General features: G+C 68.1%; 16 protein-coding genes and 2 tRNA genes. 11 read left to right on the forward strand and 7 right to left on the reverse strand.

Annotated elements, in window-relative coordinates; translation table 11 throughout:
* Positions 1-73: 73 nt before the first annotated feature.
* Both MX571_RS02310 and MX571_RS02315 read left to right on the forward strand, forming a co-directional pair.
* Positions 74-514 (forward strand): histone, encoded by a 441-nt coding sequence (locus MX571_RS02310; protein WP_247413983.1) that lies wholly within the window; start codon positions 74-76, stop codon positions 512-514.
* Positions 511-1,512, forward strand: a complete 1,002-nt coding sequence (locus MX571_RS02315) for a histone deacetylase family protein (RefSeq protein ID WP_247413984.1) — start codon at positions 511-513, stop codon at positions 1,510-1,512. Before MX571_RS02310 ends, MX571_RS02315 begins: the two co-directional genes overlap by 4 nt.
* 43 nt (positions 1,513-1,555) lie before the next feature.
* On the opposite strand, the gene cca is transcribed toward MX571_RS02315, so the two are convergent.
* The gene (cca, locus tag MX571_RS02320; protein WP_247413985.1) at positions 1,556-2,986 is read right to left on the reverse strand and encodes a CCA tRNA nucleotidyltransferase; all 1,431 of its coding nucleotides are present in this window, start codon (positions 2,984-2,986) and stop codon (positions 1,556-1,558) included.
* A 145-nt stretch (positions 2,987-3,131) separates the two neighbouring features.
* Between cca and MX571_RS02325 the strand changes: the two genes are divergently transcribed.
* The 4 genes from MX571_RS02325 to MX571_RS02340 all read left to right on the forward strand — a co-directional run bounded on the left by MX571_RS02325 (position 3,132) and on the right by MX571_RS02340 (position 6,479).
* Positions 3,132-3,204 (forward strand) — tRNA-Asn (locus MX571_RS02325).
* Positions 3,205-3,293: 89 nt separating this feature from the next.
* Positions 3,294-4,184, forward strand: coding sequence for a GIDE domain-containing protein (locus MX571_RS02330; RefSeq protein ID WP_247413986.1), 891 nt, complete (start codon positions 3,294-3,296; stop codon positions 4,182-4,184).
* Positions 4,185-4,230: 46 nt separating this feature from the next.
* Positions 4,231-4,305 (forward strand) — tRNA-Ile (locus MX571_RS02335).
* A gap of 125 nt (positions 4,306-4,430) precedes the next feature.
* Positions 4,431-6,479 (forward strand): PrsW family glutamic-type intramembrane protease, encoded by a 2,049-nt coding sequence (locus tag MX571_RS02340; protein WP_247413987.1) that lies wholly within the window; start codon positions 4,431-4,433, stop codon positions 6,477-6,479.
* 187 nt (positions 6,480-6,666) lie between these two features.
* Here MX571_RS02340 and MX571_RS02345 read toward each other — a convergent pair whose 3' ends face one another.
* On the reverse strand, positions 6,667-7,008 hold the full coding sequence (locus tag MX571_RS02345; protein ID WP_247413988.1) for an SHOCT domain-containing protein: 342 nt from the start codon (positions 7,006-7,008) through the stop codon (positions 6,667-6,669).
* Between the two features lie 3 nt (positions 7,009-7,011).
* Positions 7,012-7,425, reverse strand: a complete 414-nt coding sequence (locus MX571_RS02350; RefSeq protein WP_247413989.1) for a DUF302 domain-containing protein — start codon at positions 7,423-7,425, stop codon at positions 7,012-7,014.
* A gap of 294 nt (positions 7,426-7,719) precedes the next feature.
* Here MX571_RS02350 and MX571_RS02355 point away from each other — a divergent pair, with 294 nt between their 5' ends.
* From MX571_RS02355 to MX571_RS02365, 3 genes are all read left to right on the forward strand, one after another.
* Positions 7,720-9,840 carry a heavy metal translocating P-type ATPase gene (locus tag MX571_RS02355; protein WP_247413990.1) on the forward strand — a complete coding sequence of 707 codons (2,121 nt, stop codon included), beginning with the start codon at positions 7,720-7,722 and terminating at the stop codon, positions 9,838-9,840.
* 88 nt (positions 9,841-9,928) lie between these two features.
* A complete protein-coding gene (locus MX571_RS02360) occupies positions 9,929-10,201 on the forward strand; it encodes a DUF7967 family protein (protein WP_247413991.1) in 273 nt (90 codons plus the stop codon).
* Between the two features lie 81 nt (positions 10,202-10,282).
* Positions 10,283-11,044, forward strand: coding sequence for a DUF8832 domain-containing protein (locus MX571_RS02365; protein ID WP_247413992.1), 762 nt, complete (start codon positions 10,283-10,285; stop codon positions 11,042-11,044).
* A 58-nt stretch (positions 11,045-11,102) separates the two neighbouring features.
* On the opposite strand, the gene MX571_RS02370 is transcribed toward MX571_RS02365, so the two are convergent.
* From MX571_RS02370 to MX571_RS02385, 4 genes are all read right to left on the reverse strand, one after another.
* Positions 11,103-11,942, reverse strand: coding sequence for a helix-turn-helix transcriptional regulator (locus MX571_RS02370; protein WP_247413993.1), 840 nt, complete (start codon positions 11,940-11,942; stop codon positions 11,103-11,105).
* A 69-nt stretch (positions 11,943-12,011) separates the two neighbouring features.
* Positions 12,012-12,209 (reverse strand): hypothetical protein, encoded by a 198-nt coding sequence (locus MX571_RS02375; RefSeq protein ID WP_247413994.1) that lies wholly within the window; start codon positions 12,207-12,209, stop codon positions 12,012-12,014.
* Entirely contained in the window at positions 12,209-12,601 is a 393-nt protein-coding gene (locus tag MX571_RS02380) for a cupin domain-containing protein (RefSeq protein ID WP_247413995.1), read from the reverse strand. The genes MX571_RS02375 and MX571_RS02380 overlap by 1 nt, the downstream gene beginning before the upstream one ends.
* 246 nt (positions 12,602-12,847) lie before the next feature.
* Complete coding sequence (locus tag MX571_RS02385) at positions 12,848-13,243, reverse strand: hypothetical protein (protein WP_247413996.1); 396 nt, start codon at positions 13,241-13,243, stop codon at positions 12,848-12,850.
* 139 nt (positions 13,244-13,382) lie between these two features.
* Here MX571_RS02385 and MX571_RS02390 point away from each other — a divergent pair, with 139 nt between their 5' ends.
* Together MX571_RS02390 and MX571_RS02395 are read left to right on the forward strand one after the other, a co-directional pair.
* The gene (locus tag MX571_RS02390) at positions 13,383-13,580 is read left to right on the forward strand and encodes a DUF4177 domain-containing protein (protein WP_247413997.1); all 198 of its coding nucleotides are present in this window, start codon (positions 13,383-13,385) and stop codon (positions 13,578-13,580) included.
* Positions 13,573-14,586, forward strand: a complete 1,014-nt coding sequence (locus MX571_RS02395; protein WP_247413998.1) for a DUF7972 family membrane protein — start codon at positions 13,573-13,575, stop codon at positions 14,584-14,586. The genes MX571_RS02390 and MX571_RS02395 overlap by 8 nt, the downstream gene beginning before the upstream one ends.
* Positions 14,587-14,623 lie beyond the last annotated feature (37 nt).

Here is a 14,623-nt window from a genome sequence, read left to right on the forward strand (position 1 = left end):
TAACGATGCCAGCGCGAGGTGCGTCGCTTGCTGACGCGGAACGCTTAAGCCCGCAACACTCCCGTGGCACGGTATGAGCGTCGAGCTTCCGTTCGCGCCGGTCGACGGTATCATCCGGCGGAACGCGGGGGAACTCCGGGTGAGCGCCGACGCCGCCGAACAGCTCGCGCGACGCATCCAGGAGCGTGGGGCGGCCCTCGCCACCGAGGCGGCGGAGCACGCGACCGCCGACGGCCGCAAGACGCTGATGGCCGCCGACTTCGGCGTGGCCGACACCCAGGACGACCCAGACCTGCCTATCGCTCCCGTCGACCGCATCGCTCGCCTCGACATCGACGACCGGTACCGCGTCTCGATGGACGCCCGCGTCGCACTGGCTGGCATCCTCGAAGCGTACGCCGAGGACGTGGCGGCGGCCGCCGTCGTCCTCGCGCGGCACGCCGACCGTCGGACGGTCATCGCCGACGACGTCGAGACGTACTTCGAACTCGACGCGTACTTCCCACCCGGATGAGGTACGCCTACCGGGAGGTCTGCCTCGACCACGACACCGGCCCACGCCACCCCGAGCGGCCGGACCGACTGCGCGCCATCCGCCGGGCGCTCGCGCGCCACCACGGCGTCGAGTTCACCTCCCCCGACGACGCCACCGTCGAGGCCGTCCAGGCCGTCCACGACGCCGACTACGTCGAGTCCGTCCGCGAGTTCTGCGCCGACGGCGGCGGGTCGTGGGACGCCGACACCGTCGCCGTCGAGGCGACGTGGGACGCCGCCCTCGCCAGCGCCGGCGGGGCGTGCTGGGCCGCCGAGGAGGCGCTCGACGGCGCGGACGGCAACGACACGCCGTTCTCGCTCGGGCGGCCCCCTGGCCACCATGCCGTCTACGACGACGCGATGGGGTTCTGTTTCTTCAACAACGCCGCCGTCGCGGCACAGGCCGCCCTCGACGGGGGCGCAGACGGCGTCGCCATCCTCGACTGGGACGTCCACCACGGCAACGGAACGCAGGACATCTTCTACGACCGCGGCGACGTGTTCTACGCCTCGCTCCACGAGCAGGGACTGTACCCCGGCACCGGCGAGATCGACGAGACGGGCGAGGGCGACGGCGAGCAGGCCACGATGAACCTCGCCTACCCGGCGGGCAGCGGCGACGCGGAGTACGCCGACGCGCTGGACCGCGCCGTCTTCCCCGTCATCGAGCGCCGGGACCCGGACCTGTTCCTCGTGAGCGCCGGGTTCGACGCCCACGAGCGCGACCCCATCTCACGGATGCGCGTCTCGACGGAGGGCTACGGCCTGCTCGCTCAGCAGTGTCGGGACTTCGCGGCCGAGAACGACATCGCGCTGGGCTACGTCCTCGAAGGCGGCTACGGACTGGAGTGTCTCGCCGAGAGCATCTCGACCATCCAGGAGGTGTACATGGGCAAGGAGCCAGTCCACCCCGACTCGGACCCGAACGACGGTGCGCAGTCCATCGTCGACGACCTCAGAGACGAGTTCGACCTCTGAGTCGGGGCGGGGCGAACGCGCCGACGCGAGAGACGACTCGAACTCAGGGTCGCGGGTCGAAGTACCGCGCCAGTTGCTCGCCGAACGACCCGGTCAGTTCGACGCACTCCCCGCCGACGAGCACGTCGTAGCCGTCGCGCAGCGACCGCTCGACGTGGACGCCGAGGGACACCTCGAACAGCCCGTCGTCGAGCAGGTCGCTGGCAGTGTGGTACGGTCGCTCGCGCTCGACGACGTACCGGTCGCCGTCGAGGAACGGACCGTAGACGTCGTCCTCGCTGTAGGCGTCGTAGAACCCGGTCGCGTGGTCGCCGACGGAGACCGGCGGGCCGCGGTGGCGTTCGATGGCGGGCCGTTCGACCACCTCGCACTCGCAGAAGAGGACGGCGTCACCCCACGTCGCGTCGGCCGGTCCGTCGTCGGCGTCGTCGCCCGGCGCGGCGTCCACGTCGTCGTCCGCACCTGAAGACGAATGTGCCTCTGCCCACGCTTCGGCCCGGAGCACGTCGAACCCGTTGCGGTCGAGTCCGCCGACGACGCCGGACAGCGACTTCTCCAGTTGCGGGTAGAGCTGGTCCTCGACGACGTCGGGGGCATCGAACCGGACCGCCACCGGCGTCGTCCCCCGACGGTCGAGGTGGTCGCGCATCGCGTCTCCCGAGAGCGGGTCGGGGTCGCGCGGTTCGAAGAACGACTCGTCGGGCGCGTCGAGGAACTGCCGGGCGTAGTGGGTGAGGCGGGCGACGTTCGTCGGCGAGCAGACCGCGGCGACGTTCCGCTCGGGGTCGGTCGGGTCGACGACGACCAGCGGGTCACCGTGCTCGCGGGTCGCGTGGTCCTCCGGGTCCAGTACGACGGGCGGGTGCCAGTCTGCGGCCGCGTCGAGGAGCGCGCGGAAATCGCCGTATTCGAGCACCAGCAGTTCGGTGAGGTAGCCCGAGAACCCCTTCGTCCGGAGGTCGCTGCCGTACGCGCCGATACCCTTCAGGAACGCCTTGGCGAGGCGGACCTCGCTCGCGAGGCCCGCGTCGATGCGCTCCAGGAGGTACCGGTTGTGGAACGGCGTCCGGTCGACCGCCGACTGGATGTCCGGCGCGGTCGGAACCCGGTAGCAGGGGACGCAGTCCACCTCGAAGCCGTCGACCTCGCCCTTGATGTAGGGGTGCTCGGCGTACTCCTCGCGGCCGTCGGGGACCGCCGCGCGACCCACCTGCAGGCCGTACGATTCGAGGTCGTCGCGCGGGAGGTCCGGCGGGAAGCGGACGAACACGTCGATGTCCCGGTCGCCAGCGAGCCACGTCCCGCGAGCCGTCGAGCCGACCTGCACCACGTCGGCCTCGACCGTCAGGTCCGCGATGGCCGCCTCGGCGCGCGAGACGACGCGGTCGGCGGTCGCCGCGAGGCGCTCACGCTCGGCGGCGTCGGGCGTGACGCGCTCGCCGACCGTCGCGACGACGCGTTCGAACTCGTCCATACCCCTCGATTTCGGCCGCGAGCGGAAAACGTGTCGGTCGGCGGGCCCGGCCACCGTGCGACGGGGAGCCCTGGGACGCATCGGCACGCCGAGGCAGCGACGAAACGAAAGTCCTATTTGGCAAATCGCGTTACTCGGAGGTACAGCCGTCATAGCTCAGCTGGTAGAGCACCTGGTTGTTACCCAGGTTGTCCCAGGTTCGAGCCCTGGTGACGGCGCTCCCGGTTTCTGGCGTCGCCGACCACCTCCAGCGCCCGCTCCGCGTCCCAACCGTTTTGTTCACCGCTCCGAACGACCGAGTAGTCCCATGACCCCGCTCTCGCTGTTCGGTGGTATCGCCCTCCTCCTCGGCGGTGGCGTGGCCGGCCTGTTCGGCTGGCGACGCCGCGGTCACCAGCAACTCGTCGCCGAGACGCCCACGACCGACGTCCGCACCATCGCAGACCCGGGCGTCGTCGAACTCGTCGGGACCGTCGAACCCGCTCCCGACGCCGGTCCGGGGACGTTCAGTTCCCCGATTGGCCAGCGCGACTGCGTCGTCGCCGGGTGGGAGGCAGAGGAGTGGAGCGAACGCGGCGACCACAGCAACTGGTGGACCCTCGGCGACGGCGTCCGGTCGGTGCCGTTCTACCTCGACGACGGAACCGACCGCGTCCTCGTCGAGCCAGGTCGTCACTCCGACCCGTCGAGCAAGCTCACGGAGAAACTCGGCGACCTCGGGGACTTCGACGCGAGCGTCTCCGTCGACAACGTCGTCGTGGACTTCCACACCCTCCCGGTCGTCCAGCGGGTCGGAGCGGAGTCCGAGACGCCCGCGCACATCCGCCGGTTCGTCGACGGCGAACGCGCCGTCGGGAGGCAGACCGGCTCCGTCACTAACCTCGTCGACATCGGGAACGCACACGGCGACCGACGCTACTACGAGAACACCATCGCCCCCGGCGAGGAGGTGTACCTGCTCGGCTACGTCCGTGCCCGCGACGCCAGCGACCGGGACGGGAACGTCTGCCTCCGACCCGAGACGGCCCTCGTCACCCCACCGCGCGAGGACGAGGACGGCGCGTTCATCCTCTCGGCGCGCGGCGAGGACGCGCTGCTCCGTGGCGACAGAGTGGCGACTGCGGCGCTGGCCGGGGGTGTACTGGCGGTGCTCGTCGGCTTCTCGTTGCTGGCCGGCGTCGTGGTGCCGGGAGTCTGAGTCGTCCCGGTAGGCTAAAGAGTAGCGACGAAGACCGTACGACCGAGGGCCCTTAGCTTAGTCTGGTTAAAGCGCCCGGCTCATAACCGGGTGAGCGCTGGTTCAACTCCGGCAGGGCCCATGAGACCGACGCGCGACGGCACGTGCACCCGGCGGCGAAGGTTCGCCATCGATATGCCACGTTTCCGGAGCTTCACGGAAGCTCGCAGAAGTGGTTATTTGACTACACGTCGTAGGAAGACGATTATGCGTGGGAAGGTAGCACTCGACACAGTCCCGACAGCGAGCACGTTCAGTAGCCTTCTCCAGACCATCCTCAACGACACGTACGTTCGACTACTCCAGGCTGGACTGCGATACCCCCTCCGCTCGCAGTCGATGGGGAACTTCCTCCTCGGTGGGTTCCTGCTGTTTCCGATGGTCATCACCGCGGTTCCGGTTCTGGGGTACCTCATAGAGGGGGTTCAGCGGACCGTGTTCGAGGGCGCAGTTCGCGCCGACGAACCAGGGGAAGCGTCGGCCGTCGAGTCGAGGCGTGAGGTGGACCCCCCGTTTCCACCCGCCAGCCACCCCCGTGAGTGGCTCCGACTCGGTGTCGTCGGTCTGAAGGGCGTGGTCATCTCGGCCGTCTGCATCGTTTGGCCGTTCGCCGTCGTCTCCAGCACCGTGGCAGGTCCGCTCGAATCGTCGCTGGTCGGAACCGTCGAGAGCGGTGTCGCCGGACTCGGTGTCGTCGCCGGACTCGTCGGCGCCGTCGTCCTGCTGTACTTCTACCCGGCCGTCCTCGGGAACTTCATCGAGTCCGGCAACCTCCGCCACAGCATCCGGTCGGTGAACGACGGCGGGAACCTCACTGCTATCGAGTACCGCCGTGGGGTCGCCGCCGTCCTCACCATCGTCGTGGGCGGAGTGTTGTTCTTCTGGTTCCTGTACGACCTGCTCGGTGTCGTGGCGCTAGCGTTCGTCGGGCCGGTCGCGTTCTACACGCTCCTCGCGAGCCACTTCGTCATCGGGGAGATTCGGAACCATCTCGGAGTGGATACGACGGCTTCGGCGCGTACGAGTGGACACCAAGCCGACGACGTGGTCCGTGGCGACCCGTCTCCCCCGACAGTCCTCGTCAAACTCGTCCACCTCCTGAGCCCCGAGCGGCGGACGGATCCGGTCGCGACCCGGCACGCGGACCGCCCCGATGTCGACCTCTACGGCGTAACGTTCTGGGAGCACCGGACGCGCCTTGACGGGCTGAGTGTCCGCCTCTACCGCAGCCTCAAACGCGACCACACGTGGTGGCTCCTGCTGTTCTTCGGAGCGGGGTCACTCGCCCAGATGTCGTACTGGGTGCGCGAGACGACCGCCGCCGGAACCGACGTCGTCTACGTCCTCGTCTCGTGGCTCCCCGCGCTCGTCGTCGCGCTGTTCATCGCGCTTCGGTTCGGCGCGCGGCCTCTTCCCGTCCGCGGACTCGTCGGGGCAGTAGTGCTCGGAGCCGTCGCGAGTCCCTGGGCCTGGGCTATCAACGACCAGTTCCGGCCGCTCACCGGACGCGGACTCATCGGCAGGACGCTCTACTTCTACGGGCCGACCGCGGTCGCGGTGCTCGGGGTCTCACTGCTCGTACTGCTTCTCTACGCGTACAGTGACCGCCTCACGTCGGTCGTTGACGGGGCCGTCTACGGTGCTGCCGTCGGCCTCGGCCACATCATGATCGAGAACCTCAACATGGTGCTGTCGAACCCACAGTTCGGGTCCACTATCGAAGTCGTCGCCGAACAGCGAGCGATGGTCGGGCCGCTCGCCGTCGTGCTCATGGCGTTGCTCGGCTACTACGTCGGGCTGGCTCGCTTCAACCCCGACAGGGCAGGCCCGATCGTCGTCAAAGGGCTGCTGATCTGTATCTTCCTGCGCGGGACGTACGACGTGCTCTACCTCACGGGCTACGACCTGGTCGTCCAGAACTACCGGGCGATATCGCAGTCGCCAGTGTACACCTCGCTGGGGGACGCTCTCCCGCCGGTCCTCTGGTCTGAGGTCCCGACGCTGAACGAACAACGGCTGTTCTTCGTCGTCGCCGTCTCGACCGTCTTCGCCGTCACGTACCTGACGCTGCGTCGGTACCGCCGGTTCGCACGGGAGGACGTCGCGACGGCCGAAGAGGACGACGAGTCGGAGACGTCGACCGAACGACCTGAGCGGAAGGCGGTGACGACCGCGTACGTCGAACACGCACAGGTCCTCCTCGACGCCGGGATGCTCACTCCCGAGGAGTTCGACTCGATAACCAGACGACTGTGACCGAGTTCGGGTCGGGAGCGTCCGGCAGGAGAGCCTAGGGGCCTCCGTCAGGGACGGTCGACATCGGCCAAGTGACTCGGTCCACAACGGTCGGTCGCTAGCCGCCGATACCGAGTGTCCCGACGGTCGAGTCGGCTGTCTTCGACACGGGGCTCGCGACGGCCGGAGGCGGTTCGATGCGCTCAGGTCAGCGTTCGAGTCGCTCCCGTCGGGTCTCGAACTCCTCCTCGGTGAGGTCACCGCGAGCGTACGCTCGTCGGAGTTCGTCGAGAGCGGGGTCGCTGGACTGTCCCGACAGTCGCCGAACGACGACGTAGCCCCCGCCGAGGACGAGCAGGAGGAACAGGAACTGGACGAGCGCCCCCAGTAGCCACCAGCCAGAGCCCGCGCGGTCCCCGTACATCATCCCGCCGTAGCCCATCGTGCCGCCGAGTCCCATCGTCCCCATCCAGAGGAGCGGCAGTGCCACGAGCGCCACGAGCAGGAGGACGATGGCCGTCGACGAGTCGAGGCGGTTGCTGGTCGCCACGACTCACACCTCCGCCGACTCGAACTCGTCCTCGACGGTGCCGAGAACCCGCTCGAAGCGGTCGTGGACGTCCGTCGCGATGTCGTCGAGCGCCGGGTTGTCGGCCATGCCGACGAGCCGGTCGGGGTCGACGGCGCTCACCACGACCTCGCCGGCGTCGGTCTCGTGGACGACGACGTTACACGGGAGGAGCGCACCGAGTTCGGGTTCGGTCGTCAGGCCGTCGTGCGCGAGACCCGGATTGCACGCGCCCAGGATGCGGTAGCGCCGGAAGTCGACGTCGAGTTTCTCGGCGAGCGTCGCCTGGACGTCGATGTCGCAGAGGACGCCGAACCCCTCCGCTTCGAGTGCGTCCATCGTCGCCGAGACGACCTCGTCGAAGTCTCCGCCGGGACGTACCGACAGGGTATAGCTCATGTTGTACAATACTACCCGCCCGTTCTTATTCGTGTTGGCTTCGTACCATCAGTCCGGATTCGCCACCGCTGAGACCCTAATCCGATGTATTCGCGGAGATGACCCGATGGAACCCGGATTCGCTTTCGATTCCCCAGGGAGAGGAGTCGGGACTAACGTTGTGAACGTCACACTACAGAGCCGGATGAGTGAAGTCGTCGCCCGTCCGACGTGTGCACCTCGACGACGTACTGTCGAGAGGCGACGAGAGACGTCGATGAATCGCTGATTGCGATACAGAATCGGAGAAACCACATGAGTTCCCATCACGACCACAGCGGACCGGAAGGGCGCGCGGACGAGTCTCGGGGGCAACGCCTCGGTCACGGCGGCCGGCGTGCCCAGACGGACCACAGCGGCCACGAGGAGACGTTCCGGCGTCGGTTCTGGGTGTCGCTCGCCCTCTCGATTCCGGTCGTCTACTTCAGCGAGTTCGTCCAGGAGGTGGTCGGCTACACCGCCCCGACGTTCCCCGGGAGCGCCTGGATTACGCCCGCCCTCTCGGTGGTCGTCTTCGCCTACGGTGGCCTCCCGTTCCTCTCGATGGCCCGGACGGAGGTCGCCAACCGCGAACCGGGGATGATGCTGCTCGTCTCGCTGGCCATCAGCGTCGCGTTCGTCTACTCCATGGCGAGTCTCTTCCTCCCGGGGACGACGCCGTTCTTCTGGGAACTCGTCACGCTCGTCGACGTGATGCTGCTCGGCCACTGGATGGAGATGCGCTCGGTCAGGCAGGCGTCGGGCGCGCTCGACGAACTGGCGAGACTCATGCCAGACACCGCAGAACGAGTCACCGAGAGCGGTGAGACCGAGGAGGTGGCCGTCTCCGACCTCGCCGAGGGTGACGTGGTGCTGGTCCGACCCGGCGCGTCGGTGCCGGCCGACGGCGAGGTCGCCGACGGCGAGTCGTCGGTCGACGAGTCGATGATCACGGGCGAGTCACGCCCCGTCGAGAAGGAGCCGGGGAGCGATGTCGTCGCGGGAACCGTCAATCAGGACGGCAGTCTCCGGGTCCGGGTGACGAAGACGGGCGACGAGACGACGCTCGCGGGCATCGTGCGCCTCGTGGAGGAGGCACAGCAGTCGAAGTCCCGGACGCAACTGCTCGCCGACCGCGCCGCGGGGTGGCTGTTCTACGTCGCGCTCGGCGTCGCCGCCGTCACCGCCGTCGCGTGGGTGCTGGCGACCGGCTTCGACCTCGCCGTCCTCGAACGCGTCGTGACGGTACTGGTCATCGCCTGTCCGCACGCCCTCGGGCTCGCGGTCCCGCTCGTCGTCGCCATCAACACCTCGACGGCCGCCCGGAACGGGATGCTGGTCCGTGACCGCATCGCGATGGAGGAGGCACGGACGCTCGATACGGTGATGTTCGACAAGACCGGGACGCTGACGAAGGGCGAACAAGGCGTCGTCGCGATCGAGACGGCCGACGGGTGGGACGAGCGGCGAGCGCTCGCCGTCGCCGCAGGCGTCGAGGGGGACTCCGAGCACATGATCGCCCGAGCGCTTCGCACCGCGGCCAGCGAACGCGGCGTCGAGCGAGTGCGGGTCGCCGACTTCGAGAACCTCCGGGGGGTCGGCGTCCGGGCGTCCGTCGCGACCGATGCGATACCCGCCTCGGCCCGGCCGAGTGGGGAGCGTCGCGACCCGGAGGACGGCGAGACGGTCCACCTGGGCGGGCCGAACCTCCTCGAACGACTGGAAGTCGAGCGCCCCCCACACCTCGCCTCGTTCGCCGACGAGGCGGGCGCGAAGGCACGGACCGTCGTCTACCTCGTCGACAGCGAGTCGGCGGTCGTCGCAGCGTTCGCGCTCGCCGACGTGATTCGCGAGGAGAGCAGGGCGGCCATCGACGCCCTCCACGCCATGGGTGTCGAGGTAGCGATGCTGACGGGTGATTCCGAGGACGTCGCCCGTGCGGTCGCCGAGGAACTGGGAATCGACCAGTACTTCGCGGAGGTCCTCCCGGACGAGAAGGACACGACGGTCGCCCGGCTTCAGTCGGAGGGCAAGCGCGTCGCGATGGTCGGCGACGGCGTCAACGACGCACCGGCGCTCGCCAGGGCCGACGTCGGCATCGCCATCGGGTCCGGTACGGACGTCGCCATCGAGTCCGGTGACATCGTCCTCGTCGACAACGACCCGGTGGACGTCGTCCGGCTGATTCGCCTCTCGCGAGCCAGCTACCGGAAGATGCAGGAGAACCTCGTCTGGGCGACCGGGTACAACGTGGTCGCGCTTCCGCTCGCGGCGGGGCTGCTCGCCCCCGTCGGCATCCTCCTCTCACCGGCTATCGGGGCGGTGTTCATGTCGCTGTCGACCATCATCGTCGCCGTCAACGCCCGTCGGCTCCGGGGGGTCGACCTCTCCGCTTGAGCGACCTCGCCAGTCGGGGCCACTCCGCCACCTCGCCGTCACGCTCCGAGGCCGAACGACTAACTGCCGCCTGCCCGTCCGTCGATGCATGACCGAACCGTCCGACGACGTTCGCGTGTGGCTCGTCGAGCGCGGGTACAACAACCGCGACCTCATCGTCCTCAAGTACGCGACGCCGGACGGTGAGCGAGTCTACCGACAGGAGCTGTCGGCACACGCCGTCGACGAGTCGACGGTGACCGCCGCGAAGGACGTTTCGGAGAACGACCTGTCGCCCGTCGACGACGCCGAGACCAGCGAGCGGTACGCCGACGAGGTCTCGCGGATGACCGAGAAGCACGACCCGGACGACACCGTGTGAGGGTCCGGGAGTCCCCCGCTCCTCGGTCAGTCACGCTCGTCCGGCACGTCGGAGAAGTACTCGCGCGCTCATTCCTACGGTATGCGCACTCACGGACCATCCAGCGACGCACCGGACGCGGCCGAGACCGACGCCCGGTCGTCACACGGCCCGGTTGCGGGGCTGTCGCTCGCTGCCGACGGGCTTCGACTCGTCACCGACCGGACGACCTTCGAACCAGGGGTCCCTGCCGACCTGACCTTCCGTCTCGTGGACGACCACGGCCACCCGGTCGAGGCGTTCGAGGAGAGCCACGGCCGACGAAGTCACCTCGTCGTCGTTCGCCGGGACCTGGTCGCGTTCCAGCATCTCCACCCGAAGCTAGACGACGCCGGGACGTGGCACTGCGAGGGGTTCACGCTCCCACAGGCCGGCGTCTTCCGCGCGTTCGTCGACGTCGTCGTCGACGGGCGGGCGACGACGCTCGGTCTCGACCTCTTCGCGCCGGGAGTGTTCGAGATAGACGAGGCACGAGCGTCCGCGGACCGACACCCCGACGACGAGTTCGAGGTCGAACTGGACCACGGTTCCATCGAGGCGGGGGATGTCACTCGGCTCACGTTCAGCGTCTCCCGGAGGGACGGGACCGTCCCGGACGTTCGGCCGTATCTCGGTGCCCGGGGGCACCTCGTCGCGTTGCGGGCGGGCGACCTCGCGTACCTCCACGTCCACCCGACCGAGACGGCGGACGAGGGGAGCGTCGAGTTCGCCGCGACGTTCCCGACGCCCGGGGAGTACCGGCTGTTCTTGCAGACGGACCTTGACGGCACCCTCGTCACGAGGGCTATCGACGTCGAGGTGTGAGACGCGACGACGCTCGAACCGGAGGTATCGTGTCCGAGGTTCGGCTCCAGTCGGCACGCTACTCGACGCGGAGCAGTCGCTCTCCCGAGTCCGAGGAAGCGGCCTCCAACTCTCGGACGTCGAACGGCCGTGCCTCCTCCAGGCACCGCTCGTAGACCGCCTCCGCCCAGGTGCGGGCCTCGGGGGCAGGCGTGTCGATGACGGCTTCGAGTTGGGCGGTCGCGGGGTCGTGGCCACAGATGCCGATACAGTCGTCCATGATGTTGAGACCGCACCGGTTGTCGTCCGGGAGGGCATCGTGGAGGTAGACGGTGCAGTTGTCGCACTCGAACGCGCGGGCGGCCAGTTCGGGGTTCCAGTCGACGATGGCCTCCAGAATAGGGAGCGAGTAGATGTACTCCATCTCCATCCCCTCGATCACGCGACGGCAGAACACGTCGAGGTTCCCCGACTTGTAGATGGTCGTCCCGAGGCCCCGGATGGTGTCGGTGGATTCGAGGAGGTAGGTGACCCGCTCGACGGGCGTGTACGGGTAGTTCGGACCGGGGTACGCGACGACGGTGTCCTCGAAGTCCTCCACCGCGAACCCCTCCATCTCGCGGGGGAGCCACTGCCAGACCTCGCGGAGCGTCTCGCCCGTTCGCATCCCCTCACGCAGGTCGAGGAACCGGTCGGCCACGAACGCACCCAGTGGGGTGAGGTCGTAGTACGGCCCGTCGCGGACGATCCACGAGCGGTCCTCGAAGTCCCGGACGATACGGCCGACCGTGGGGTCCGACGCGCCCGTCACGGCGCGCAGGTCGCGTCGGTCGTGTCGCTCCTCGGCGAGCGCCTCCAGCGTGGCGACGCGGTGTTCCGACCGCGCCAGAAACTCGATGGTCTGTAGCGCGGCACTCATGTCAGAAGTCAACATATCGCAGTATATAATCCTTCGTTCGAGTCGAGAGGGGAGCCGAGAGCGGCGCTCTCAGCAGTAGTACACCCAGAATCGGTGCCCCGCCGAACAGTGGGCGACGGTGTGGTCCCCGAAGGCCGCGACTCTCGTGCTCACGGTCGGGTCGGCGTCCTCGTCCGGTACCGGGACCGCCACCGCTCGCTCACAGTGGGGGCACGCGACCGTCGTCCCCGCCGTTCGGTCCGGTGGTGCGGTGGTCGCTCGTTCCATCACGGGCTCCCACCCACCTTCTCCCGGATGTGGTCGATGACCGCGGAGTGCTCGTCCTGCGGACTGAACATGACGATCTCCGCGTCGTCGTTCGCTCGAATCGTGTGCCCCGGCGGCCAGTAGAAGAGGTCACCGGTCTCGGTGACCTCCTCCCGGCCGTCAGAGTAGCTGGCGGTGAGCGCCCCCGTCAGGACGTACCCCCAGTGCGGGCACTGGCAGTGGTCGTCTTCGAGCCCCTGCAGGAGCGGCGTGATGTCCGTCCCCGCAGCGAAGGTGAAGTACTCGCCGCTGAGTTCTCCGTAGTCGCTCGCGTCGCCGAACCCCACCTGTTGACGGGCGGTGGCGTCCGGGGTGTCGACTCTGACCGGAACGTCTCGTCTGTGTTGTCTCATGGATTTCACCAGTCTCCGGGAGACAGCCCGGACTGCCGCGGAGCCCCTATCGAGCTTCTCAGAGGCGGATGCGTCGGTCGCCTCCCGCCGACCGAGTGGGCAGTCCGCACGGTGTGTCTCCCGGTAGCTCAGTCGAGAGCGCCGAGAGAAGTGTAGTTATCTAGTGAATAGGTTCACGGGGTGAATTTCGTGTCGGAAGTCGGAGCAGTCGACGATATCGAGTCCGAGGTCGAGGTAGTCGGTCGTTCAGAGCAGTTCGTCCCCACCGGTGCTGACGTTCAGCGTCTCGACGGTCGTCGAGTTGACCGTGTTGCTCGCGACGATGGTCACCCGCTCGTTGGCGGGCAGCGAGAGGATGAGCGTCGACTGGCCGGGGTCGACGGTGTGGGTCCGGAACGTCCGGCCGTCGTCCTGAACGATACTGATGCTGGTCACCTCTCCGGCCTCTGGCGTCGACTTCAGCGTCGCGTTCACCCGGACGCCCGACCCGGCCCACGGCTCCGTCGCCGTGATGCGCTCGAAGACGGCCGAGTCGCCCGTCTCGGCGCTGACGGCGGGGTCGAGCGTGAGACAGCCACCCAGCGAGAGCGCGACCACGACGGTGGCGGCGAGGAGTAACCGTTCTGCCGTCCGTATCGACATACAGGGGCTACCCGAGCGCCCGGAAAAACCGTTGGCCCTGCGGAGCGGGTGCGACCGTACGCACCGCTCGCCGGGGGGCGGAACGCGGACGCTGGCACGCAACGCCCTCGCTTAAGTATCAGTGTTCGGTGGGACGGCCATGGGCAGCGACCACCCTCCAGCGTGGGAGTACACGGCCATCGAGCCACCGAAGGGGCTGACGAAACGCGAGACCATCGACCCGACCGAACGACTGAACGAACTCGGCGCGGAGGGCTGGGAACTCACCGAGAGTATCAGCTACGACCGCGGCGGTACGAAACTGCTCGTGCTCAAACGACCGGTGTACGATGAGTGAGACGCGGACCGAGGACGACCTGCGCGCTGATAGCCGCCTCCGCAACCGGACGGACGTCGACAAGTACCTGTTCTGGCTCCTGCTGAGCGCCAACCGCTGGGCCGTGGTGGGCGGCCTCGCGCTCGTCGTCTTCACCTCGTTCATGCTGTTCGGCGTGTTCAAACCCGTCCTGCTGGAGTCGATGATGGAGACCAGCGACATGGTCGAGACCGTCTTCTCCGGACTCGTCGGCGCAATCATCACCTCGACGACGCTCGTCGTCTCCATCAACCAGCTCGTTCTCTCCCAGGAGATCGGCTCGCTCGGCACCCAGCGAAGCCGAATGGACACCACGATGGACTTCTACCAGAACACCGACGACCTGTTCGGGACGGTGACGCCCGCGGACCCGGCGGCGTTCTTGCAGAAACTCATCGACACCAGTGTCGACCGTGCCGAGCAGCTCGAAGCCGCCGTCGCCGGGACCGACGACGACGACCTTCGAGAGCGCGTGAACACCTACGTCGCCGACCTGAAAGACAACGCCGAGGCGGCGTCGGAGGACCTCGACGATGCCGACTTCGGGTCGTTCACCGTCGTCTCCCCGGCGCTGGACTTCAACTACGCCCAGAAGATGTACGACATCCGACGCCTGGGGGAACAGCACGAGGAGTCACTCGACGACCAGCAGCGCACCGCGTTCCGGGAGATGCTTGAGGCGGTTACGATGTTCGGGCCCGTCCGCGAGTACATCAAAGTGCTGTACATCCAGTGGGCGCTGGTGAAACTGTCGCGGGCCATCCTCTACGCGTCGATTCCGGCGCTCATCGTCGCCGGTGGGATGGTCGTCTTCGTCGACCCGAACACGTTCTCGGGGACCGTCCTCGGCCTGGAGACGACGCTCTGGGTCGTCAGCGCCGCGTTCACGCTCTCGGTGACGCCGTTCCTCGTGTTCACCGCCTACGTGCTTCGGCTGGCGACGCTCGCCAAGCAGACGCTGACGGTCGGCCCGCTCATCCTGAGCTGAACGGAAGCGCGCTGGTCACTCGACGCCGACCGCCGGG

This window comes from Halomarina salina (assembly GCF_023074835.1).
GTDB classification, from domain to species: domain Archaea; phylum Halobacteriota; class Halobacteria; order Halobacteriales; family Haloarculaceae; genus Halomarina; species Halomarina salina.

What these genes read in the sequence shown, in the direction of transcription:
- MX571_RS02365 (WP_247413992.1), top strand. Translation starts at nt 10,283, where the DNA reads ATGCGCACTCACGGACCATCCAGCGACGCACCGGACGCGGCCGAGACC.
- MX571_RS02360 (WP_247413991.1), top strand. Translation starts at nt 9,929, where the DNA reads ATGACCGAACCGTCCGACGACGTTCGCGTGTGGCTCGTCGAGCGCGGG.
- MX571_RS02355 (WP_247413990.1), top strand. Translation starts at nt 7,720, where the DNA reads ATGAGTTCCCATCACGACCACAGCGGACCGGAAGGGCGCGCGGACGAG.
- MX571_RS02390 (WP_247413997.1), top strand. Translation starts at nt 13,383, where the DNA reads ATGGGCAGCGACCACCCTCCAGCGTGGGAGTACACGGCCATCGAGCCA.
- MX571_RS02380 (WP_247413995.1), bottom strand. Translation starts at nt 12,601, where the DNA reads ATGAGACAACACAGACGAGACGTTCCGGTCAGAGTCGACACCCCGGAC.
- MX571_RS02385 (WP_247413996.1), bottom strand. Translation starts at nt 13,243, where the DNA reads ATGTCGATACGGACGGCAGAACGGTTACTCCTCGCCGCCACCGTCGTG.
- MX571_RS02370 (WP_247413993.1), bottom strand. Translation starts at nt 11,942, where the DNA reads ATGAGTGCCGCGCTACAGACCATCGAGTTTCTGGCGCGGTCGGAACAC.
- MX571_RS02340 (WP_247413987.1), top strand. Translation starts at nt 4,431, where the DNA reads ATGCGTGGGAAGGTAGCACTCGACACAGTCCCGACAGCGAGCACGTTC.
- MX571_RS02310 (WP_247413983.1), top strand. Translation starts at nt 74, where the DNA reads ATGAGCGTCGAGCTTCCGTTCGCGCCGGTCGACGGTATCATCCGGCGG.
- MX571_RS02395 (WP_247413998.1), top strand. Translation starts at nt 13,573, where the DNA reads ATGAGTGAGACGCGGACCGAGGACGACCTGCGCGCTGATAGCCGCCTC.
- MX571_RS02315 (WP_247413984.1), top strand. Translation starts at nt 511, where the DNA reads ATGAGGTACGCCTACCGGGAGGTCTGCCTCGACCACGACACCGGCCCA.
- MX571_RS02375 (WP_247413994.1), bottom strand. Translation starts at nt 12,209, where the DNA reads ATGGAACGAGCGACCACCGCACCACCGGACCGAACGGCGGGGACGACG.
- cca (WP_247413985.1), bottom strand. Translation starts at nt 2,986, where the DNA reads ATGGACGAGTTCGAACGCGTCGTCGCGACGGTCGGCGAGCGCGTCACG.
- MX571_RS02330 (WP_247413986.1), top strand. Translation starts at nt 3,294, where the DNA reads ATGACCCCGCTCTCGCTGTTCGGTGGTATCGCCCTCCTCCTCGGCGGT.
- MX571_RS02350 (WP_247413989.1), bottom strand. Translation starts at nt 7,425, where the DNA reads ATGAGCTATACCCTGTCGGTACGTCCCGGCGGAGACTTCGACGAGGTC.